The following is a 19,537-nucleotide window of genomic DNA, read 5'->3' as shown; positions in this document are numbered from 1 at the left end:
CGGGGGTGACGGTGGTTGGCCGGGGCGCGCCGCCCGGGCGGGCGCCCCCGGTCCGTTGTCTGTCAGACGGCGTCCAGTGCCGCGAGTTCGTCCGCGGTGAGGACGAGGTCCACGGCGGCGGCCGAGTCGCGGATCGTCTCCGGCCGGCTCGCGCCCGGGATCGGCACGACCACCGGCGACTTGGCGAGCATCCAGGCCAGGCACACGCGCTGCGGGCTCACCCCGTGGGCCTCGGCGATCCGGGCGAACGGGGCGTGGGCGGAGCCCAGTTCGCCGGCCCGGGAGATGCCGCCGAGGGGGCTCCAGGGCAGGAAGGCGATGCCGAGTTCGTCGCACAGGCGCAGTTCGGGCTCGCTGGAGCGGAAGGCCGGGGAGAACTGGTTCTGCACGGAGACCAGCCGGCCGCCGAGGATCTCGTTCGCCTGCCTGATCTGCGCCGGGTCGGCGTTGGAGATCCCCGCCATGCGGATCTTCCCCTCGTCGAGGAGATCGCGGATCGCGCCGACGGACTCCGCGTACGGCACGCTCGGGTCGGGGCGGTGGAACTGGTAGAGGCCGATGGCCTCCACGCCGAGCCGGCGCAGGGAGGCCTCGCAGGCGTTCTTGAGGTGGCGGGGGCTGCCGTCCAGCGTCCAGCTGCCGTCTCCGGGGCGCAGATGGCCGCCCTTGGTGGCGATCAGGACGTCCCCGCCCCGGTCGTGGGAGGCGAGGGCCTTGGCGATCAGGGTCTCGTTGTGGCCGACCTCGTCCGCGCCCGAGTGGTAGGCGTCCGCGGTGTCGATCAGTGTCACGCCGGCGTCGAGCGCGGCGTGGACGGCGGCGAGGGACCGCTCCTCGTCCGGTCGCCCCTCGATGGACATGGGCATGGCGCCCAGGCCGATCGCGCTGACTTCGATGTCACCGATGCGGCGAGTGTGCATGGGGTCGTGACCTCTTTCGGCTGTCGCGCGGTACCGATGGCGTCCGATGCGCCGGACAGGGTTCACGACGGCACCGGACGCTCTCCAGCCTCGCTGCCCGCGCCCCGGAGGTCCAATAGAAGAATGAGAACGCATTCAGCAGCCGGGCCGCTGAATCCCGGCTTCCGCCGCGGTGTGCGCGTGCCACCGCAGGGCGGCCCGGTGCCTGCCACCTGACGTGCCGCGTCCGCGCACCGGCACAGGCTTCGCAACCGCCCCGTCGGTGTGAAACGCTCTGGCTCGACCGGCCGGCCACCCGGCATCGGTCGTCAGGAAGTTCCACGGCATGGAGAGGCGACGGCATGCGCATCGGACTGCTCGGCACCGGCCCCTGGGCCCGGATGGCCCACGCCCCCGCCCTCGCCGCACACGACGAGCTGGACTTCGTCGGTGTGTGGGGCCGCCGCCCGGACGCGGCGAAGGAACTGGCCGGCCTGCACGACACTCGTGCCTACGACGATGTGGACGCGCTGCTCGCCGACGTGGACGCCGTCGCCGTCGCGCTGCCTCCGGTGGTGCAGGCCGAGCTCGCGGTGCGGGCCGCGCGGGCGGGGTGCCATCTGCTGCTGGACAAGCCCCTGGCCATAACGGTCGACGAGGGGCGTGCCGTGGTGGAAGCGGCCCAGGAGGCCGGCGTCGCCTCCGTCGTCTTCTTCACCAGCCGCTTCCTGACCGAGACCGAGGCGTGGATCACCGAACAGGCGAGCACGGAGGGCTGGTTCACCGCGCGGGCGCAGTGGCTGGGGTCGGTGTTCTCCGGTGACAGCCCGTTCGCCGACTCGCCGTGGCGGCGCGAGAAGGGCGCCCTGTGGGACGTCGGTCCGCATGCCCTGTCCGTGCTGCTGCCGGTACTCGGTGACGTCCGGCGGGTGGCCGCGGCAGCGCCCGGCCCTGGTGACACGGTGCACCTCGTCCTCGACCACGCCGGCGGCGCGTCGAGCACGCTGACGCTGAGCCTGACGGCACCGCCCGCGGCGGCGGGAGCAGCGGTCGAGCTGCGGGGCGAGGCGGGGGTGACGCTCCTTCCGGAGAGCTCCGAGGGGGTCCTGCCCGCCCTGACCCGGGCCGCGGACGCCCTGCTCGGCGCCGCCCGCACCGGCCGCCCGCATCCGTGCGACGCCGCGTTCGCCCTGCGGGTCACCGAGGTCCTCGCCACGGCGGAAGGCATGCTCGGCGGCGAGACCGGCTGATCGACCGACCGGCTCGTCGCTCCACCGGGCTCTCAGCCGATGCGGCGGGGCTGGAAGTTGAGGCGTTCCTCTACGACTCCGCGCCCCAGTCGACCAGGAAGTGGGTGCACTCGGTCAGCAGGTCGTAGGCGTAGCCGTGTCCGCGCTGTTCCGGCAGCACCCCGATGAAGCCGACGCAGGGTCCCGACGGATGGTGCGCCAGGATGTGGATGCCCACCGGATCTCCCCGCGGAGCGTGCGCGACCTGCCACCACTCCCGCGGCGCCGGGCACCAGTGGAAGAAGTCCAGGTCCTCCTGGGCGGCCAGATCCAGGGATGCGGCGCAGCGCGTCGAAGAACACCGCGTCGTCCCGTTCGGGGCGGAAGACCAGGCGGCCGGGCCGCTCGGGCAGTCCGCACTCCTGTGTCCACCGGTACAGGAAGCGTTCCACCCCTAGTTCGTGTCCGGCCGCGCGAGCGGCGGTGAAGCGGGTCTCGCGGCGTGGCGTGGCCTGGCGTCACACGGACGGGGGCTTCGCGACGGACGTCCATCGCTTTTCGGCGGCCGGATTCCCCTCGGCACCGCTTAAGAGGTCCTTAAAGCCGGGTTAAGCGACCACGATGTTGGCCGCTGTCTCCAAATACCCGCAGGTCAAGGGGATTTGGACTGGTGCGGGAGGGGTTGGCCGGGCCGGTCGCCGTCCGTAGCATCGGGCCCGGCCGCGCGGAAGGAGAGCGCTCTCAAAGGCCGCTCGCTCGCCCGCGCGCCGATCCCGTACCCGCCCCAGTACCCCGGGAGACCCCCCACATGACAGCACGTCACCAGCGCAGTCTCGGCCGTCGCAAGCTCCTCTTCGCCCTCGGCGGGGCCGTGGTCGCGGCACCCGCCGTCGCCGCGGTGGCTCCGCACGCCCTCGCGGGCACTTCCGCCGCGGGAAAGGAGACCGCGGCGGCCGGTGCCCTTCCGCTGACGATCGCCAACGCCAGCGGGTCCTTCGACAACGCGAACGTCCACGTCTACATCGTGGGCAACCAGGACGGCAGGCAGGTCCGGGTCACCCCCGACGGGGCCCTCGCGCCCATCGCCGTGTCGGACAACGGCGCCGACGGCTACACCGACTACGCGATCAGTCTGGCCGGCAGCGGCGAGACTCAGCTGTCCCTGCCCTACATGTCCGGCCGGATCTATGTGTCACTGGGCGAGAAACTCAAGTTCAAGGCCGTCACGGACGGCAACGGCGACGCCGCGCTCCAGTACCCGGCCGGCTGGGTGACCTCGGACCCCAACTATCCGGTCGTGCACGACTGTGCCGAGTTCACGTACAACTCGGCGGGCATGTTCTGCAACACGACCATGGTCGACATGTTCAGCGTGCCCCTGAGCATCCGGCTGACCGGCGCCAAGGACCAGACGACGGGCACGCTGCGCGCCTCGGGGCGTGCGGACGTCTTCGCCGCTCTGAAGCAGGTCGAGGAGTTCGCGCCGCTCGTCGTGGACGACACGCGCGTCATCGCTCCGGGGCACGGGCTGGACGCGGGACTGTTCTCCGCGGACTACTTCGCGCCGTACATCGACGAGGTGTGGAGCGCGTACACCGGCCAAGACCTCACCGTCACCACGAACGCGGGCACCTTCACCGGCCGGGTCCGCGGCGAGCGGCTCACCTTCGACGGGCCCGCGTCGGTCTCCTTCGCCAGGCCGTCCACCCGGGACGTGCTCTTCTGCGACGGCAGCCTGGCCGCTCCCAACGACGGCACGACCGGCCCCGTCGCCGCCGTCCTCGGTGCCGGCTTCAACCGCTCGACGCTGCTGAGCGCTCCCGCGCAGCCGACGACCGACGCCGCGTCGTTCTACCGGACCGACCTCACCAACCACTACGCCAAGGCGATGCACGCGGCGACCGAGGACGGCAAGGCGTACGGCTTCGCCTTCGACGACGTGGCCGACTTCGCCTCGTACATCCAGGACACCGCGCCCACGGGGATACGTCTGACGCTCACGCCCTTCTGACCCGGCACCCGGCCCCGGCATGCGGGGGCCGGGCCGCCGTAGCAGCGTAGAGGGGTGAGCAAACAGAGCGGCCGGTGGTCGCCGCACGACCGGGAGCGGCGGAGCTGGCTGCGGGGTGCGCCGCCGCCGGGCTGGGTGCGGGTGCTGCCGGTCGCGCTGCTGGCCGGTGTGTGCGTGGTGACGCTCGCCGACCCCGAGCGGCTCGACATCGGCTTTCTGCTGGGTGCCATCCCGCCGCTGGCCGTGCTGTCGTACGGGCCCGTGGCGACCGCGGCCCTGGGCGGTCTGGTGGTGGCCGTGCTGAGCATCCCGGCCTTCCACCTCAACGACCCCGGCAGTACCGATCTGCTCACCGTCTGCTTCGTCGCGGCGCTCAGCGTGGTCGTGTCGTTCGTCCGCAGCCGTCGTGACGCCCAGCTGGTCACCGAACGTGCTGTGGCGGAGGCGGCGCAGCGTGCCGTCATGCCGCCGCTGCCGGAGCGGGTGGGGCCGGTGAGGTGTGCGGGCCTGTACCGGGCGGCCGAGCGCGGCACGCTGGTCGGCGGCGACTTCTTCGACGTGCGCGCGGGCCCGCGCGGTGTGCGGGCGGTCATGGGCGACGTGCAGGGGCACGGTCTGGCGGCCGTCGCGACGGTCGCCGCGCTGCTGGGGGCCTTCCGGGAGGCGGTGCTCGACGAGCGGGATCCCGAGTCGCTGGCCGCTCGTCTCGACCGCAGGCTGGTGGTGGACTCCGCCGGTGTGCCGCACTCCGAGCTGTTCGCCACGGCCGTACTGCTCGACTTCTCCGCCGAGGCGGACGCGATACGGATCGTGACGTGCGGGCATCCGCCGCCCGTGGTGCTGCGCCAGGGCGGGGTCGTCGAGCTCCAGGTCCCGACCGGCACCCCGTTGGGGCTCGGCCTGTCCGGCACCCGGCCGCCCGTCGGGCTCACGGTGCCGCTGCGGCGCGGGGACCGGCTCCTGCTGGCCTCGGACGGGGTCTGGGAGGCACGGGACGACACGGGGAGCTTCTATCCCCTCACCGAGCGGCTCGCGGACTTCGCCGACGACGAGCCGGCCGTCCTCGCCCAGCACGTGTGGGCGGACCTCGTCCGGTACAGCAGGACCCTCCATGACGATGTCACGGTGCTCGTCCTGGCGCCCACCGCACGGGACAGCCCCTGACGATCACGGCGGGGAGCGCAGGGCGAGGTCCGGGGAGGGTTACTTTCCGTCGCGGGACGGTACTCCGGACCTACACCGCCACGGGCGGCTCAGCCGGGCGCCCCGGTTCTTCCGGATGCACGGTGCGCCCGCGCGATGAATGGTGATATCGGGCCCGGTGAAAAACACGGGGCCGAGAAACGATCCGGATCCGAGGAGCAGACAATGCCGACGTCACAGCCCGACGCGTCCGGGCCGTCCGAGGACCGTGTCACCCCGGACGCCCTGCTCCACACCCGTACCGGCACCGAAGTGTCTCCGGAGGACCTGGTGCTCGCCGCGGGCAGGGACATCACTCCGCGCAATCTCGAATGGGCCAGGCGCAAGCTGGCGGCGGAGGGCCCGGCGGCCCTCGACAAGATGCTGCCTTAGGACAGCGGCCCGCGTCGGCCCGGCCCCGGACGGGCGCCCCGTCCGGGAGTGGCGGCCTGCCGTCGTGGACTCCCTCCGCCCGGGCCGTGGCCGCCATGGCGTCCGCACCGGGCGCGACAACCACCACTGCCGCTCCGGGAGTTCACCCGAGCGGCTCCGTGCGACTGATGGTTACCTGTTCGCCCTTCCGAAGGAACCCTCGGGACTGCCAGACTCCTGAGGTGCCCGACTTCGACATGCTTGTCATCGGATCCGGTCCGGGTGGTCAGAAGGCCGCCATCGCCGCGGCCAAGCTGGGCCGCCGGGTCGGTGTCGTCGACCGCCCCGACATGGTCGGCGGTGTCTCCATCCACACCGGGACCATCCCGTCCAAGACCTTGCGTGAGGCGGTGCTGTACCTCACCGGTCTCACCCAGCGCGACCTGTACGGACAGAGCTACCGGCTGAAGGAGGACATCACCGTCGCCGACCTGACCGCCCGCACCCAGCACGTGGTCAGCCGCGAGGTCGACGTCATCCGCAGCCAGCTCTCCCGCAACCACGTCGCCCTGCACTCCGGCACCGCCCGCTTCGTCGACGCCCACACCCTCGCTCTGCGCGAGACCACCGGCCACGAACGGCTGCTCAGCGCCGAGCACATCGTCATCGCCACCGGCACCCGCCCCGCGCGGCCGGACACCGTCGAGTTCGACGGCCGGACGATCATGGACTCGGACAACGTGGCCGCCGTCGAACAGGTGCCGCGCTCCATGGTCATCGTCGGTGCCGGTGTCATCGGCATGGAGTACGCGTCCATGTTCGCCGCGCTCGGCAGCAAGGTCACCGTCGTCGAGAAGCGTGCCGGGATGCTCGACATGTGCGACGTCGAGGTGATCGAGTCGCTCAAGTACCACCTGCGGGACCTGGCCGTGACCTTCCGCTTCGGGGAAACCGTGGCCGCGGTCGAGCGGCACCCCCGGGGCACGCTCACCATCCTGGAGAGCGGCAAGAAGATCCCCGCCGACGCCGTGATGTACTCGGCGGGCCGCCAGGGCCTCACCGACGACCTCGACCTCGGCAAGGCCGGGCTCTCGGCGGACCGGCGCGGCCGCATCACGGTGGACGAGCACTATCGCACCGAGGTCCCGCACATATACGCCGTCGGCGACGTCATCGGTTACCCGGCGCTGGCCGCGACCTCGATGGAACAGGGGCGCGCGGCGGCGTACCACGCGTGCGGGGAGCCCGTCGCCCGGATGCACAACCTCCAGCCGATCGGTATCTACACCATCCCCGAGATCAGTTTCGTGGGGCGGACCGAGGACCAACTCACCGACGACTGCGTGCCGTTCGAGGTCGGCGTCTCCCGCTACCGGGAACTGGCCCGCGGCCAGATCATGGGCGACTCGCACGGCATGCTGAAACTGCTGGTCTCCCCCGAGGACCGCACCCTGCTCGGGGTGCACTGCTTCGGCACCGGCGCCACCGAGCTCATCCACATCGGACAGTCCGTGATGGGCTGCGGCGGCACGGTCGACTATCTGGTCGACGCGGTCTTCAACTACCCGACCCTCGCGGAGTCCTACAAGGTCGCCGCCCTGGACGCCACCAACAAGCTCCGGCTGATCGACCGGATCGGGGACTGAGCGCGCCGGTCAACTCCCCTCGCCGTCCGGCAGTTCCCTGTCGTCCTCGACGACGTGCACGGCGGCCTCCTCGGCGCCGGCGGCTCCCGCGTCGATGCCGACGTCGGAGGCGACCTCCTCCTTGGTGGTGTCGGGGTGGGCGCCCTCGTCCGGGGCGACGAGACGGCCTGCTCGGTCCGTGCCCGCCTCGGGGTCGATCGGTTCGCCCTCGCCCTCGGGGGTGTCGCCGACCCCGTCGCCGGCGGGTTCGGTCACCTCGGGGGCTTCCTGGGAGAGCCGTTGGTCCAGGGTCTCGCCGTCGTGCTGCTCGGCGGCCGTGGTGCCGTGCTTGGTGACTCCTAGGGGCTTCTCCGGCGGGGAGTAGCCCTCCGCGAGGGTCTCGTCGTAGGTCCGCTCGTCGATCGCGTCCTGCATGTCCAGCGGTGCCGCGTCCTCCTGCTCCTCGTTGGTACGGGTGGGCTGGTAGGCGTCGTCCGCCATCGGTTCCCTGCCCATGGACTGCCTCCCTCGTGCACTGCGTCGGCTCGCTTCACTCCGGTGTCCTGATCCGCGTTTCCAGGTACGCCGAGCCCAACCTCGCAACCTCGTCGAAGGAGGAACGGAAGTGGCCTTCAGGAGTGCTCCTCTGCCGCCTCCTGAGCGAAGCCCGCTTCGGTCAGGACGGTGGCCGCGACGCCCCGGCCGACCCGGGCAAGCCCGACGAGCAGGTCGGCGCAGTCGATGTGCGCGGCGCCGGCCTGCTCGGAGCGGGCCTCGGCGAGGGCGATGGCCTTGCGGGAGTAGGGAGTCCAGGCGATCCGCTCGTCCGCCTGGGAGGCGCCCAGGGTGAGCCGGGACGCCACGGCGCGGTGAACGGTCGCGGGAGCCACGCCCGCGCTCTCCAGCGATGGTCCACGTCAAACGGGCGGCGGTGCAGCACCGCAACAACTACATCGGCAAGCGCAGGTCCTCGGACATCGTCTCGGGGCCGTAGCGCTTGTGCGGGGCGTGGAAGCGCTGCTGCACCGCCTGCCGGGTGACTCCGAGCGCCGCTCCGATCTCCGTCCACGAGGTGCCGTGCATCCGGCAGTGTTCGACGTAGTCCTCGACCAAGTCGTCGGCCAGGCCTGGAGTTGGCCCGCGAGACCCGCGGCGGTGGTCAACAGCGCCAGTCAGTCGGGGCGTTCCTGTTCGCCGGGTCGGCGGGCGGTGACGCCAGGCCCGCCGTCCACTTCTCCTCGATCCTGCCGAGCTTCCACACCAGCAGGGCGACGATCCAGGTGGCGAAGAACAGGCCGACGATGACGAACCCGAGGACGTTCAGGTCGAGGCCGCCGATCCAGTCCCAGAACGCGCCGTGCAGGTCGAGTTTCTCCGCGAGCAGGCCCAGGAGTTCGGCGGTGCCGATGAGCAGGGCGACGGCGACGGACAGGCCGGTGATGGTCAGGTTGTAGTAGACCTTGCGGACCGGCCTGGAGAAGGCCCAGCCGTAGGCGAAGTTCATGAAGGTGCCGTCGATCGTGTCGAGCAGCGACATGCCGGCGGCGAACAGCACGGGCAGGCACAGGATCGCGTACCAGGGCAGGCCGGAGGCGGCGCCCGAGCCGGCCAGGACGAGCAGGGCGATCTCGGTGGCGGTGTCGAAGCCCAGGCCGAAGAGCAGGCCGAGCGGGTACATCTGGCCGGGCTTGGTGATGGACTTCATGACGCGGCCGAGGAGGCGGTTCATGAAGCCGCGGTTGTTCAGCTGTTCCTCCAGCGCGGTCTCGTCGTAGTGGCCGGAACGCATCTGGCGGAACACCTTCCAGATGCCGGCCAGGATGACCAGGTTGATCGCCGCGATGACGTAGAGGAAGGTGCCGGAGACGGTCGTACCGATCAGGCCGGTGACGTCGTGGAGCCGGGAGTTGTCGTCACGGACCGGCCCGGCGAGGGTCTTCACGCCGAGCGACAGCAGCAGCGCCAGGACGAAGACGACGCTGGAGTGGCCGAGCGAGAACCAGAAGCCGACCGACAGCGGCCGCTGCCCCTCGCCCATCAACTTGCGGGTGGTGTTGTCGATCGCCGCGATGTGGTCGGCGTCGAAGGCGTGCCGCATGCCGAGCGTGTACGCGGTCACCCCGATGCCGATCCCGAAGGACTTCTCGCCGACGCTGTAGTGGTGCGGCGCGACGATCGCGACCAGGGTGAACCAGCCGATCACGTGCAACGCGACGACGACGGCGGCCATCCCGCCCACCCTGATCCACTCCTGCCGCGTCATGGAGCCACGGACGCGGCGCCAGACCGAGCCCCTCCCGGGGGCGGTGGCGGGGAGGAGGGACGGAGCGGAATCAGGGGCGGCCGTCATCGGCGGGAGGATCCTTCTCTCGGTCGTACGGCCGCGTTGTGCAGCCTCGTGCCATCCTCCAGCACTTGCAAGTCATGTGCAGTAAAGGCCGTGGCAGGTCTTCGCCACGAGAGGGGAAAGCCCCCTGTCACGGGGCATGTGTCACGCGTTCGCGTTCGGTCCGTCCGGCCTGCCGCGGCGCTGTTCGACCATCTCGTGGGTCAGCTCCTCCGTCTCCGGCTCGGGCAGCCGCTCGAAGCCGTCCTCGGTGATGACCGACACGATGGGGAAGATCCGGCGGTTGATGTCCGGGCCGCCGGTCGCGGAGTCCTCCTCGGCCGCGTCGTACAGCGCCTGGAGCGCGGCCAGGGCGGCCTCGCGCCGGTCCATGCCCGGGTGGAACAGCTTCTTCAACGCACTGCGGGCGTACGGGGATCCGGAGCCCTCGGCGTGGAAGTCCGTCTTCTCGTACAGGCCGCCGACGACGTCGAAGCTGAAGATGCGGCCGCGCTCGCCCTCGGGGGCCGAGGGGTCGTAGCCGGTGAGAAGGGGTACGACGGCGAGGCCCTGCATGGCCTGGCCGAGGTTCTGCCGGATCATGCCGGCCAGGCGCCTGGCCTTCGCGTTGAGGGTCATGGGGATGCCCTCGATCTTCTCGAAGTGCTTCAGCTCGACCTGGTACAGCTTCACCATGTCCACGGCGAGTCCGACGGTGCCGGCGAAGGCGACCGCCGTGTAGTCGTCCGTGGGGTGCACCTTCTCCAGGTCGCGCTGGGCGATGAGGTTGCCCATCGTGGCCCTGCGGTCGCCGGCGATCAGTACGCCGTCGCGGAAGGCGAGGGCCAGCACGGTGGTGCCGTGCGGCACCTGGTCGGGCGCGGCCCGCACGCCGTCCGGCAGGACGCGGCGGGTGGTCAGCAGTTCGGGGCGGTGCGCCGCCAGGAACTCGGAGAAGGACGAGGTGCCCGGAGTGAAGAACTCCTCCCCCAGCCGCCCGCCGTGCTCGTTCCACGTCATGCCACTCCCCCTCGCCTCCGGTCACCGACAACCGGACTCCTACCAGAAGCTCACCGGTGGGAAACACGGGCAGGGAACGCCGGTCGGGGTCACAGCGCCTTGCGGCGGATCAGCACCCCGAGCACCAGCAGCCCCGGGACCAACGGGAGCCACATGGTCAGGAGCCGGTAGCCGAGCACGGCGGAGGCGGCCGCGGCGGCCGGCGCTCCGGCGGAGGCGAGCGCGAGGCCGAGCGCGGCGTCGAGGGAGCCGAGGCCGCCCGGGGTGGGCAGCAGGACGGCGGCACTGCTCGCGGCGAGGTAGAGCAGGGCGACCCGAGCCGGGGCCAGCGGCAGCGCGACGGCCCGGGTGACGGCGATCAGCACGAGCGCGTGCAGCGCGGCGAAGGCCAGCGAACCGCCCCACAGGGCCGCCGCCCGCCGCGGTCGCGCATGGATGGCCTTGATGTCCGCCAGCACCGCGGCCAAGGCGGGCCGGCACCGGGACCACCACCGCATGCCCAGCAGGAGGGCCACACACAGGACCGTGGCGAAGACGACCGCCCAACCACCGGAGACACTCGAGAGACCGGAGATGTGCGGCATGCGCAGGATGCCTGGACAGGCGGCGGCCAGTACGACGATCAGAGCGCTCCGCGCGATCCCGCCGGCCGTGGCCTTGACCGCGACGGCGGTCGCCGAACGGCCGGCCGACAGGCCGCAGCGCATGAGGAAGCGCAGGTTGACCGCGCCCGCGCCGAGACCGGCGGGCAGGACGTGGTTGGCGGCGCAGGCGGCGAACTGCGTGGCCACCAGCCGCCCCGGCGGCAGCCGCCGGATCACCGCGCCCTGCTGGGCGAGTGCCGCGCACGCCCAGGTCAGGCCCGCGGCGGCGGCGCCGACCAGCAGCCAGCCCTGGTCGGCCACGGCGAGCCGGAGAGCGCCGGTCTCCAGCACGGGCCAGTGGCGCCGGGCCAGCCAGCCGGCGGCCACCACGACGGCGAGGAGGACGCCCGTGTGCCAGTAGGCGCGTCTTCGGGTGGGCGCGACGGTGACCTGCTCGGACGTCATGGTGATCCGTCCTCGCGCGCCGACGGCGCGAGGTACAGGTCCGGGCCGGCCGACCGGTGAACCTCCCAGCCACGGGCGAAGGCGGGTGGCGGGCTGCCCGGCCTGGTGAGGGCGGCGGTCGGCATCCGGTCGGCGGTGCGCAGGATGGCCGCCTCGGTGCTGTTCTCGTTGGGTCCGGTCGTCGCGGCCGAGGAGCAGCCGGTGTAATACGCGACCGGAAGGGCCTGGTACCCGGTGAGCAGACAGGGCGACCGGACGCCCAGGCGGTGCAGGTGGGTCGCGGTGCGCTCCCAGTCGCGGCGGTCGGCGGTGGTGCGGTCCACGGTGCGGTCCAGGACGGCGTACTGCACGACCAGGTGTCCCGCGAGCCCGAGCGCGATCAGGGTCGCCGCCACCGGACGCCACCGGCCGCTCCGCGTGGTGACCAGGTGGAGCAGCGCGTCGGCGACGGGGATCGCCAGTAGCGCGTAGGCGGGCAGCAGGAAGCGGGGGGCCGCGTATCCGATCAGGAACAGGTACGGCACGGCGGCCGTCGTCGCGCAGGCCAGCGGGAGCAGCGTGGGCAGGGGGCGGCGGGCCCGGAGCGCGACCGCCAGGCCGACGGCGGCGAGCAGCGGGAGGACGAACCACCAGGCCCAGACCACCGGGTTGGGCATCGGCCCGGTGCAGGGGCGGCACAGGGTCCGGCCGATCAGGCTGCGCAGCTGGTCGTCGACGGCGAAGTACCAGCCGAGTCCGCCCTGGATGCGGGAGGCGTCGGACAGCCGCTGGCCGAGACCGCCGTAGTCGATGTACGCCTCGATCACCCACTGTCCGGCGCCCGCGGCGAGGCCGGCCAGGAGCGCGAGCGCGAGTCGCCAGGAGCGGGAGGCCGCCACCAGGACGAGCAGCGGCAGCGTGACGTAGACGGCGTCGGTGGGCCGCATCCACGCCATGAGCGCGGCGCCCGCCGCGACGCCCCACAGGGCGGCCCGGTCACCGCGGTTCGCACGGACCCGCAGGACGCAGCCGACGCACACCAAACCGCCGATCGCGACCCAGTAGTTGGGCATGGCCTGCGGGCCGTAGAACAGCGTCACCCACAGGGAGGCGAAGAGTGCGCCGGCCAGGGCCAGCACGCCGTCCGGGAACCGTCCTCGCCAGACCCGCAGGGCCAGGTAGAGGCCGAGGCCGGACAGGAGCGCGAGGTAGACGCGCAGCAGTTCGGTGGAGGTCGACCAGGACGCGATGGGTGCGACGAGCAGCGAGATGCCCCGGGCGCGGGGCGCGCTGAAGAAGGACGCCGGTGCCTGGGTGCCGACCTGGCTGACGTACACCGACTCGTCCCAGCCGAGGCCCATGCCCGGGCGGACGAGGACCAGCTGGGCGAGCGTGAAGGCAGCGGCCACTGCCGCGAGCGGCCACGCGCCGCGCGTCCGCCAGGACGCGCCGGGCACGGTGGCCGGTTCGCGTCGTCGCATGCGGACGAGCATGGCGTTTGTGTCGTGGGCCATCGTCCACCTCTCACCCCTACACGTCGTAGGGCTTCCAAGACCTCACAGGCGGGACCCGGGACAACGCGATGACGAGATACCGAGATAACGCAAAACACGGATAAGTTAACCCGCTTCGGACATGTGTGCAGGGTGGAATACGGCCAAGTGCGGACGCAGGGCGATCAGTCGGCCGTGCCGCGGGCCACGAACAGCGCACCCGCCAGCCCCGCGACCGCGAGCGTCGCGGCGAACGCGGTCGTCGCCGCGGGCAGGCCCACCGTGTCGCCGAGATGGCCGACCGTGACGGGCAGCAGTCCCGCGGGCACGTACCCGCCCACGTTCAGGGCGGCGTTGGCCTCCGCGAGGCGCTCGGCCGGGACGTGCGAACCGAGCAGCGTGAGGCCGCCGAGCTGGCCGAGGCCCTGGCCCGCGCCGGCCAGGATCGCGGCGGCGGCCAGCAGCGGTGCCGAGGAGAGCTGGACGGCCGCCGCCAGGAGGAGCGTCGCGGCGACGACCGAGGCCGCTCCCGCCAGCAGGATCGTGCGCACGCTCAGCCGCCGCACGGCGAACTGGACGGCGGTGGCCGTGGTGAACATGACGAACGCGGTGGCGCCGGCCACGATCCGGCTGGTCGTGTCGAGCACGTCGGCGAGCAGGGACGGACCCAGGGACAGCACGAACGACGTGGAGGTGATGCCGGGCGCGAAGACCGCGATGCCCATCAGGAGGCGGGTGCGGTGGGCGCGCGGCACCGAGGGCACGCGGATCCACGCTCCGGCGCGCGGTCCGGCCGGGCGGCCCAGCGGCATCCGCCACACCACCAGGACAGCGAGCGCGAGCAGGACGATCTCCAGCAGGAACACGGTGACCGTGGGGCCGGGGACGGTTTCGGAGAGGATGCCCGCCAGCAGCGGGCCGGTGCCGGCACCGAGAACCATCGCCGCGGAAGCGAGCAGCGCACCGAGCCGCCTGCGGTGCGGTCCGGCGACGTCGGCGACGGCCGCCATGCCCGCCGAGACCACGGCGCCCACCGCGAGTCCACTCAGCAGCCGTGCCACCGCCAGCACGAGCACGGAGTCGGCGGTCGCGAACAGCACGCTCGCCGCCACCCCCAGGGCCAGCGCGGGCAGCAGCACCGGCTTGCGCCCGAGGCGGTCGGAGACCACACCCGCCACCGGCAGCGCGGCGAGCAGGCCGACGATGTAGCAGGCGAAGACGAGCGTCAGCATGCCGGAGGAGAAACCCAGCCGGTCCTGCCACAGCACGTACAGCGGGGTGGCCGTGTTGGAGAGCACGAACACCGCGGTCACCGGCCAGGCGGCGAGCCACACCGCGCGTCGGGACGGGGTGGCCCAGGGCGCCGCTTCGGCGGACGGAGCGGCGGATCGGGCGGCAGGCATGGGCACTCCTCCGAGAGCATCCGAGATGCGGTACGAGAAACAGCGAATCAGTACGAGAAAAGTCGCACTGGTACGACCGCAGTCGAACATAGAAGGCTGTACGATTCAACTCGTACTGGAAGAGGTGATCGAGATGGCACAGGCCACGGCCGCCCACCGTTTCGCCGGACCGTTCCCGGCGCCCGCCGACCTGCCCGAGCCGCTGCCCGAGCCGGCCCGGGAGGAGCTGCGACTGGAGGCGGTCATGGGGGCGCTGAGCGACCCGCTGCGGATGGGCATCGTCCGGACGCTGCTGCTTCGGGCGCAGGCGTACGACCACCCGTGCGGCTGGTTCGGCCTGGACCGGCCCAAGTCGTCGCTCACCCACCACTTCCGCGCGCTGCGGGAGGCCGGGCTGATCAGACAGCGGCAGTACGGGCTGGAGCGCCGCAGCCAGGTACGCGTCGCGGACCTCGACGCCCGCTTCCCCGGCCTGCTGGACCTGATCGCCGACTGGACTCCCGCGTAGTCAGCGGGCGTTGGGCCAGCGGTGCGGCGGCTGCCGCGGAGCCGGGCGCGGCTGCTGCGGGGGGACCTGGCGGACGGCGGGGCCGTCGCCGTTCACGGTCAGCGCAGTGCCGTGGTGACGGATCGTCAGAGGCTGGCCCGACAGCAAGGTGTACGTGGCCTTGTCCGGGCCGATCTCCACGCGCAGACAGCGGTCGAGGATCTGGACCGTGAAGGCCAGTCGGCTCAGCCGCTCGGGCAGGCGGGGTGCGAACCGGAGCGAGTCGCCGTCCCGGCGCAGGCCGCCGAAGCCGGCGACCAGGGCCGTCCAGGTGCCGGCCAGGGACGCGATGTGCAGTCCGTCGCGGGTGTTGTGCTCCAGGTCCGCCAGGTCCATCAGCGCCGCCTCGGCCGTGTAGGCGTAGGCGAGGTCCAGATGTCCCGTCTGGGCGGCGACGACGGCCTGGCAGCACGCCGACAGCGAGGAGTCCCGTACGGTCAGCGGCTCGTAGTAGGCGAAGTTGCGGGCGATCTGCTCCTCGTCGTGGAACTCCTCGAAGTAGCCGCTGCACAGGTACATCGCCAGGACCAGGTCCGCCTGCTTGACGACCTGTTTGCGGTAGAGGTCGAAGTAGGGGAAGTTCAGCAGCAGCGGGTACTGGTCGGGGCCGGTGCCGTCGAAGTCCCAGCGCTGGTAGCGGGTGAAGCCCGCGTGCTGCTCGTGCACGCCGAGGTCGTCGTTGTAGGGGATGTGCACGGCGCCGGCGGCGTCGCGCCAGGCCGCGCTCTCCTCGTCGTCGACGCCGAGCCGGGCCGCCTGCTCCCGGTGGCGCTCGCAGGCGTCGACCGCGGCCAGCAGGTTCGCCCGGGCCATGAGGTTGGTGTACGTGTTGTCGTCGGCGACCGCGCTGTACTCGTCGGGGCCGGTGACGCCGTCGATGTGGAAGACGCCCCGGCGGTCGTGGTGGCCGAGCGACCGCCACAACCGGGCGGTCTCCACCAGCAGTTCGACGCCGGTGTCGCGCTCGAAGTCCAGGTCGCCGGTCGCCGTGTAACGCACCACGGCGTCCGCTATGGCGGCGTTGACGTGGAAGGCGGCCGTGCCGGCGGGCCAGTACGCGGATCCCTCCTGCCCCTCGATGGTCCGCCAGGGGAACGCCGCGCCGTCGAGGCCGAGTTGGGCCGCGCGTTCCCGGGCGGCGGGCAGGGTGTTCTGCCGCCAGCGCAGCGCCTCGGCCACGGGGGCGGGCGCGGTGTAGGTCAGCAGCGGCAGCACGTAGGTCTCGGTGTCCCAGAAGGCGTGGCCGTCGTAGCCCGAGCCGGTCAGTCCCTTGGCGGGGATGGCCCGTTGTTCGGCGCGGGCGCCCGCCTGGAGGACGTGGAAGAGGGCGAAGCGGACGGCCTGCTGGATCTCCTCGTCGCCGTCGACCTCGACGTCGGCACGCGCCCAGAAGTCGTCGAGGGACGCCCGCTGTTCCTCCAGCAGCCCCTGCCAGCCGCTGTGCCCGGCCGCCGCCAGCGCCGCCTCGACCTGGTCGCTCATCGCGGGCCGGGAGCGGGCGCCGGACCAGCCGTGGGCGACCAGCTTCTCCACTCGCAGCCACTGTCCGGGCTCCAGGACGGAGGTGATGGTCAGGCGGGCCACGTCCACGTTGCTCTCGCTGCTCGTCGTGGTCCGCCCGGGCCCGGTGACGACGTGGTCGGCGGCCACCGCGACCCGGAAACCGCTGCGGCGGGTCCGGTGCACCAGGCGCAGCCGGGGGCCGTCGGCGAAGTCCTCCTCCGGTTCCAGCGGCGACTTCAGCGCCCGGGCGGCGCGCGGGTCGCCGTCCGGCTCGGGCAGGCTCTCGTTGGCGACGAGTTCCGACTGGATCACCACCCGGGTGCGGCTGTCGACGGGTTCCACCTCGTACGCGACGGCGGCGATCGCCCGCTGGGTGAGGGAGACGAGCCGCGTCGAGCGCACCCGCACCCGGGAACCGGCCGGGGAGATCCACTCGCAGGTCCGCTCGAGCACTCCCCCGCGCAGGTCCAGGGTGCGTTCGTGGGCGACGACCCGGCCGTAGCGCAGGTCGAACGGCTCGTCGTCGACCAGCAGCCGCAGCACCTTGCCGTTGGTGACGTTGATGACGGTCTGGCCGGACTCCGGGTAGCCGTATCCGGCCTCGGCGTAGGGCAGCGGGTGCAGTTCGTGGACGCCGTTGAGGTAGGAGCCGGGCAGGCCGTGCGGTTCGCCCTCGTCGAGGTTGCCGCGCCAGCCGACATGGCCGTTGGAGAGGGCGAAGACGGACTCGCTCTGGGCCAGCACGTCGAGGTTGAGGTCGGTCTCACGCACGGCCCAGGGCTCGACGGTGTAGGACCTGTGGGTGATCACGCCTTGCCTCCCAGGTCGGCGAGGTCCTGCACGACCCGGTCGGCGCCGTGCGCGTACAGGGCGTCGGTCTGTCCGACGCGGTCGACGCCGACGACGTATCCGAAGCGGCCCGCGCGGCCGGCGTCCATGCCGGCCAGCGCGTCCTCGAAGACGGCGGCCCGCGCGGCTTGAACGCCCAGGTCGTGGGCTGCGGCCAGGAACGTGTCCGGGTGCGGTTTGCCCGGCAGCTTCCGCTCGGCGGCCACCACGCCGTCGACGCGTACGTCGAACAGGCCCTCGGCGTCGATGGCGCGCAGGACGTCACGGCAGTTGGCGCTGGAGGAGACGATCGCGGTGCGCAGTCCGTGTGCGCGGACGGCTTCGAGGTAGCGCAGGGTGCCGTCGTAGGCCTCGACGCCGTCGGTGCGGATCTTCTCCAGGAGCAGGTCGTTCTTGCGGTTGCCCAGGCCGTGGACCGTCGGGGTGTCCGGTGGGTCGCCGGGGTCTCCCTCGGGCAGTTCGACGCCACGGGAGGCGAGGAAGGTACGGACGCCGTCGGCGCGCGGGCGGCCGTCCACGTGCTCGTCGTAGTCGGAGTCGCTGAACGGCCGGAAGTGCTCACCCTCGCGTTCGCGCAGGAACGCGTCGAACATCTCCTTCCAGGCGGCCGCGTGCACGACGGCCGTCTTGGTGACGACCCCGTCGAGGTCGAAGAGGCCGGCCAGGATGGTTTCGGGTAGACCGAGCTCCGTCATACAGGACACGGTTCCCCGTCGAGGCGCGTCCAGTGGGTGGCGCACGCCACATAGGGAGCACTTCACGACAAACTCTTACGGCCCGAAGCGCGCCCGAAGCGCGCGGGAGGTCGGTCGTGCGCCGGAGGTCAGTCGTGCGGGAACGAGTGGTGCTCGTGGGACACCTGCCAGCGGCCACCCTCCTTGCGCAGGCCGAACGTCAGCCTCAGGCGCAGCGTGGGGTGCGCCGCGAGTTCCTCCGGCGTGCCGCACCGCAGCAGCGCGTGGGCGTGGGCGACGTCGGTGCCGGCCGTGACGTCGAGGGAGTCGATGTCGAAGCAGGCGCCCTGAGCCTGCCACTCGAAGAACGGCGGCCAGGTCGCGCTGTAGGCGGCCAGGCCCCGGATGCCGTCGTGGGGCGGCGGTACGTCGAACATCACGATGTCCTCGGTGTGATCGGCGAGGACGCCGTCGAGGTCGCCCGAGTGGACGGCTGCCGCCCACCGGGTGATCAGTGTGCGGACCTGTGCTTCGTCGTCGTACATGACGTGGCTCCGTTCTCCCCTCCCTCAGAAGACCCTCCCGGCGGCCGGAAATCATCGCCGCCGCGCCGGGTGGCACACTCTGGTTGTGCCGCTGACATTCGACGACCTGCTTACGCGTGCCCGCGCCCTCACGCGCCCCGGCCGCCGTGCGCTCCTCGGCATCACCGGCAGCCCCGGCGCGGGCAAGACGACGCTCGCCGAGCACTTGGCGCAGGCGTTGAACTCCGGCGGGGACCCGTGGGTGGCGCATGTCCCCATGGACGGCTTCCACCTCGCCGACATCGAACTCGACCGGCTCGGCAGGCGGGGCCGCAAGGGCGCGCCGGACACCTTCGACGCGGCGGGGTACGCGGCGCTGCTGCGGCGGCTGCGTTCCCCGGAGTCGGACGGCGAGGTCGTGTACGCGCCGGGCTTCGAGCGGGTGCTGGAGCAGCCGATCGCGGGGGCGATTCCGGTCCCGCCGACCGCTCGCCTGGTCGTGACGGAGGGCAACTACCTGCTGCTGGGCACCGGTGCGTGGGTCCGCGTCCGCGCCCAGCTGGACGAGGTGTGGTTCTGCGAGCCGGACGAGGAGGAACGCGTCCGGCGCCTGGTCGCCCGGCACGAGGAGTTCGGCAAGGGCCACGAGGAGGCGGTGGCCTGGGCGCTCGGCAGCGACCAGCGCAACGCCGAACTGGTCGCCGCGACCCGGGAGCGGGCGGATCTGGTGGTGGGGGGCGTCGTGGAGCGGCCGGACGGGGATCGGACGCCCACCTCGTGGGCCTGATCCGGTGCGGACCGGCCTGGTACGGCAGGCCGGCCAGCAGGTACTGCGTCCCGTCGAGGCGTTCG

General features: G+C 72.2%; 19 protein-coding genes and 1 pseudogene. 7 read left to right on the top strand and 13 right to left on the bottom strand.

Going from position 1 to position 19,537, the window contains the following annotated elements:
* Positions 1-62: 62 nt before the first annotated feature.
* Positions 63-920: an aldo/keto reductase gene (locus AB0I77_RS25705; RefSeq protein WP_363285028.1), complete on the bottom strand. Its 858-nt coding sequence runs from the start codon at positions 918-920 to the stop codon at positions 63-65.
* 341 nt (positions 921-1,261) lie between these two features.
* Between AB0I77_RS25705 and AB0I77_RS25700 the strand changes: the two genes are divergently transcribed.
* The gene (locus AB0I77_RS25700; RefSeq protein WP_363285027.1) at positions 1,262-2,149 is read left to right on the top strand and encodes a Gfo/Idh/MocA family oxidoreductase; all 888 of its coding nucleotides are present in this window, start codon (positions 1,262-1,264) and stop codon (positions 2,147-2,149) included.
* 76 nt (positions 2,150-2,225) lie between these two features.
* Here AB0I77_RS25700 and AB0I77_RS25695 read toward each other — a convergent pair.
* Positions 2,226-2,625 (bottom strand): annotated as a pseudogene (locus AB0I77_RS25695) (GNAT family N-acetyltransferase); the annotation flags it as partial.
* 311 nt (positions 2,626-2,936) lie between these two features.
* On the opposite strand from AB0I77_RS25695, the gene AB0I77_RS25690 reads away from it, so the two are divergent.
* The 4 genes from AB0I77_RS25690 to sthA all read left to right on the top strand — a co-directional run bounded on the left by AB0I77_RS25690 (position 2,937) and on the right by sthA (position 7,339).
* Positions 2,937-4,139, top strand: a complete 1,203-nt coding sequence (locus tag AB0I77_RS25690) for a glycoside hydrolase family 64 protein (RefSeq protein ID WP_363285026.1) — start codon at positions 2,937-2,939, stop codon at positions 4,137-4,139.
* 54 nt (positions 4,140-4,193) lie between these two features.
* On the top strand, positions 4,194-5,303 hold the full coding sequence (locus tag AB0I77_RS25685; RefSeq protein WP_363285025.1) for a PP2C family protein-serine/threonine phosphatase: 1,110 nt from the start codon (positions 4,194-4,196) through the stop codon (positions 5,301-5,303).
* Between the two features lie 204 nt (positions 5,304-5,507).
* Entirely contained in the window at positions 5,508-5,714 is a 207-nt protein-coding gene (locus tag AB0I77_RS25680) for a hypothetical protein (RefSeq protein WP_363285024.1), read from the top strand.
* A gap of 221 nt (positions 5,715-5,935) precedes the next feature.
* On the top strand, positions 5,936-7,339 hold the full coding sequence (gene sthA, locus AB0I77_RS25675) for a Si-specific NAD(P)(+) transhydrogenase (protein WP_363285023.1): 1,404 nt from the start codon (positions 5,936-5,938) through the stop codon (positions 7,337-7,339).
* Between the two features lie 9 nt (positions 7,340-7,348).
* Here sthA and AB0I77_RS25670 read toward each other — a convergent pair whose 3' ends face one another.
* From AB0I77_RS25670 to AB0I77_RS25635, 8 genes are all read right to left on the bottom strand, one after another.
* Complete coding sequence (locus tag AB0I77_RS25670) at positions 7,349-7,834, bottom strand: DUF5709 domain-containing protein (protein WP_363285022.1); 486 nt, start codon at positions 7,832-7,834, stop codon at positions 7,349-7,351.
* Positions 7,835-7,950: 116 nt separating this feature from the next.
* Positions 7,951-8,208 (bottom strand): hypothetical protein, encoded by a 258-nt coding sequence (locus AB0I77_RS25665; RefSeq protein WP_363285021.1) that lies wholly within the window; start codon positions 8,206-8,208, stop codon positions 7,951-7,953.
* 58 nt (positions 8,209-8,266) lie between these two features.
* Positions 8,267-8,401, bottom strand: a complete 135-nt coding sequence (locus tag AB0I77_RS25660) for a hypothetical protein (protein ID WP_363285020.1) — start codon at positions 8,399-8,401, stop codon at positions 8,267-8,269.
* Positions 8,402-8,477: 76 nt separating this feature from the next.
* The gene (locus tag AB0I77_RS25655; RefSeq protein WP_363285019.1) at positions 8,478-9,668 is read right to left on the bottom strand and encodes a HoxN/HupN/NixA family nickel/cobalt transporter; all 1,191 of its coding nucleotides are present in this window, start codon (positions 9,666-9,668) and stop codon (positions 8,478-8,480) included.
* 141 nt (positions 9,669-9,809) lie between these two features.
* Complete coding sequence (prcB, locus tag AB0I77_RS25650) at positions 9,810-10,664, bottom strand: proteasome subunit beta (protein WP_363285018.1); 855 nt, start codon at positions 10,662-10,664, stop codon at positions 9,810-9,812.
* An 89-nt stretch (positions 10,665-10,753) separates the two neighbouring features.
* A complete protein-coding gene (locus AB0I77_RS25645; RefSeq protein WP_363285017.1) occupies positions 10,754-11,713 on the bottom strand; it encodes a lysylphosphatidylglycerol synthase domain-containing protein in 960 nt (319 codons plus the stop codon).
* The gene (locus AB0I77_RS25640) at positions 11,710-13,206 is read right to left on the bottom strand and encodes a hypothetical protein (RefSeq protein ID WP_363285016.1); all 1,497 of its coding nucleotides are present in this window, start codon (positions 13,204-13,206) and stop codon (positions 11,710-11,712) included. The genes AB0I77_RS25645 and AB0I77_RS25640 overlap by 4 nt, the downstream gene beginning before the upstream one ends.
* Positions 13,207-13,370: 164 nt before the next feature.
* On the bottom strand, positions 13,371-14,588 hold the full coding sequence (locus AB0I77_RS25635) for an MFS transporter (protein WP_363285015.1): 1,218 nt from the start codon (positions 14,586-14,588) through the stop codon (positions 13,371-13,373).
* 133 nt (positions 14,589-14,721) lie between these two features.
* On the opposite strand from AB0I77_RS25635, the gene AB0I77_RS25630 reads away from it, so the two are divergent.
* Positions 14,722-15,096 carry an ArsR family transcriptional regulator gene (locus tag AB0I77_RS25630; protein WP_363285014.1) on the top strand — a complete coding sequence of 125 codons (375 nt, stop codon included), beginning with the start codon at positions 14,722-14,724 and terminating at the stop codon, positions 15,094-15,096.
* On the opposite strand, the gene AB0I77_RS25625 is transcribed toward AB0I77_RS25630, so the two are convergent.
* The 3 genes from AB0I77_RS25625 to AB0I77_RS25615 all read right to left on the bottom strand — a co-directional run bounded on the left by AB0I77_RS25625 (position 15,097) and on the right by AB0I77_RS25615 (position 18,706).
* Complete coding sequence (locus AB0I77_RS25625) at positions 15,097-17,448, bottom strand: glycosyl hydrolase family 65 protein (RefSeq protein WP_363285013.1); 2,352 nt, start codon at positions 17,446-17,448, stop codon at positions 15,097-15,099.
* Positions 17,445-18,182 carry a beta-phosphoglucomutase family hydrolase gene (locus tag AB0I77_RS25620; RefSeq protein WP_363285012.1) on the bottom strand — a complete coding sequence of 246 codons (738 nt, stop codon included), beginning with the start codon at positions 18,180-18,182 and terminating at the stop codon, positions 17,445-17,447. The genes AB0I77_RS25625 and AB0I77_RS25620 overlap by 4 nt, the downstream gene beginning before the upstream one ends.
* A gap of 128 nt (positions 18,183-18,310) precedes the next feature.
* Positions 18,311-18,706, bottom strand: coding sequence for an SgcJ/EcaC family oxidoreductase (locus AB0I77_RS25615; protein ID WP_363285011.1), 396 nt, complete (start codon positions 18,704-18,706; stop codon positions 18,311-18,313).
* Positions 18,707-18,791: 85 nt separating this feature from the next.
* Here AB0I77_RS25615 and AB0I77_RS25610 point away from each other — a divergent pair, with 85 nt between their 5' ends.
* The gene (locus AB0I77_RS25610; RefSeq protein WP_363285010.1) at positions 18,792-19,472 is read left to right on the top strand and encodes a nucleoside/nucleotide kinase family protein; all 681 of its coding nucleotides are present in this window, start codon (positions 18,792-18,794) and stop codon (positions 19,470-19,472) included.
* The last annotated feature ends 65 nt before the right edge of the window (positions 19,473-19,537 follow it).

Origin of the sequence: Streptomyces sp. NPDC050619 (genome assembly GCF_040654815.1) — a bacterium.
Taxonomy (GTDB): domain Bacteria; phylum Actinomycetota; class Actinomycetes; order Streptomycetales; family Streptomycetaceae; genus Streptomyces.
Note: the sequence above shows the minus strand (reverse complement) of the source record. Positions and strands in the feature narration are given on the sequence as shown.

Excerpts from the sequence above, each read along its gene's own strand:
- AB0I77_RS25680 (WP_363285024.1), top strand. The coding sequence starts at position 5,508 with ATGCCGACGTCACAGCCCGACGCGTCCGGGCCGTCCGAGGACCGTGTC.
- AB0I77_RS25615 (WP_363285011.1), bottom strand. The coding sequence starts at position 18,706 with ATGTACGACGACGAAGCACAGGTCCGCACACTGATCACCCGGTGGGCG.
- AB0I77_RS25640 (WP_363285016.1), bottom strand. The coding sequence starts at position 13,206 with ATGGCCCACGACACAAACGCCATGCTCGTCCGCATGCGACGACGCGAA.
- AB0I77_RS25690 (WP_363285026.1), top strand. The coding sequence starts at position 2,937 with ATGACAGCACGTCACCAGCGCAGTCTCGGCCGTCGCAAGCTCCTCTTC.
- AB0I77_RS25635 (WP_363285015.1), bottom strand. The coding sequence starts at position 14,588 with ATGCCTGCCGCCCGATCCGCCGCTCCGTCCGCCGAAGCGGCGCCCTGG.
- AB0I77_RS25630 (WP_363285014.1), top strand. The coding sequence starts at position 14,722 with ATGGCACAGGCCACGGCCGCCCACCGTTTCGCCGGACCGTTCCCGGCG.
- AB0I77_RS25655 (WP_363285019.1), bottom strand. The coding sequence starts at position 9,668 with ATGACGGCCGCCCCTGATTCCGCTCCGTCCCTCCTCCCCGCCACCGCC.
- prcB (WP_363285018.1), bottom strand. The coding sequence starts at position 10,664 with ATGACGTGGAACGAGCACGGCGGGCGGCTGGGGGAGGAGTTCTTCACT.
- AB0I77_RS25645 (WP_363285017.1), bottom strand. The coding sequence starts at position 11,713 with ATGACGTCCGAGCAGGTCACCGTCGCGCCCACCCGAAGACGCGCCTAC.
- AB0I77_RS25700 (WP_363285027.1), top strand. The coding sequence starts at position 1,262 with ATGCGCATCGGACTGCTCGGCACCGGCCCCTGGGCCCGGATGGCCCAC.
- AB0I77_RS25670 (WP_363285022.1), bottom strand. The coding sequence starts at position 7,834 with ATGGGCAGGGAACCGATGGCGGACGACGCCTACCAGCCCACCCGTACC.
- AB0I77_RS25660 (WP_363285020.1), bottom strand. The coding sequence starts at position 8,401 with ATGCACGGCACCTCGTGGACGGAGATCGGAGCGGCGCTCGGAGTCACC.
- AB0I77_RS25705 (WP_363285028.1), bottom strand. The coding sequence starts at position 920 with ATGCACACTCGCCGCATCGGTGACATCGAAGTCAGCGCGATCGGCCTG.
- AB0I77_RS25620 (WP_363285012.1), bottom strand. The coding sequence starts at position 18,182 with ATGACGGAGCTCGGTCTACCCGAAACCATCCTGGCCGGCCTCTTCGAC.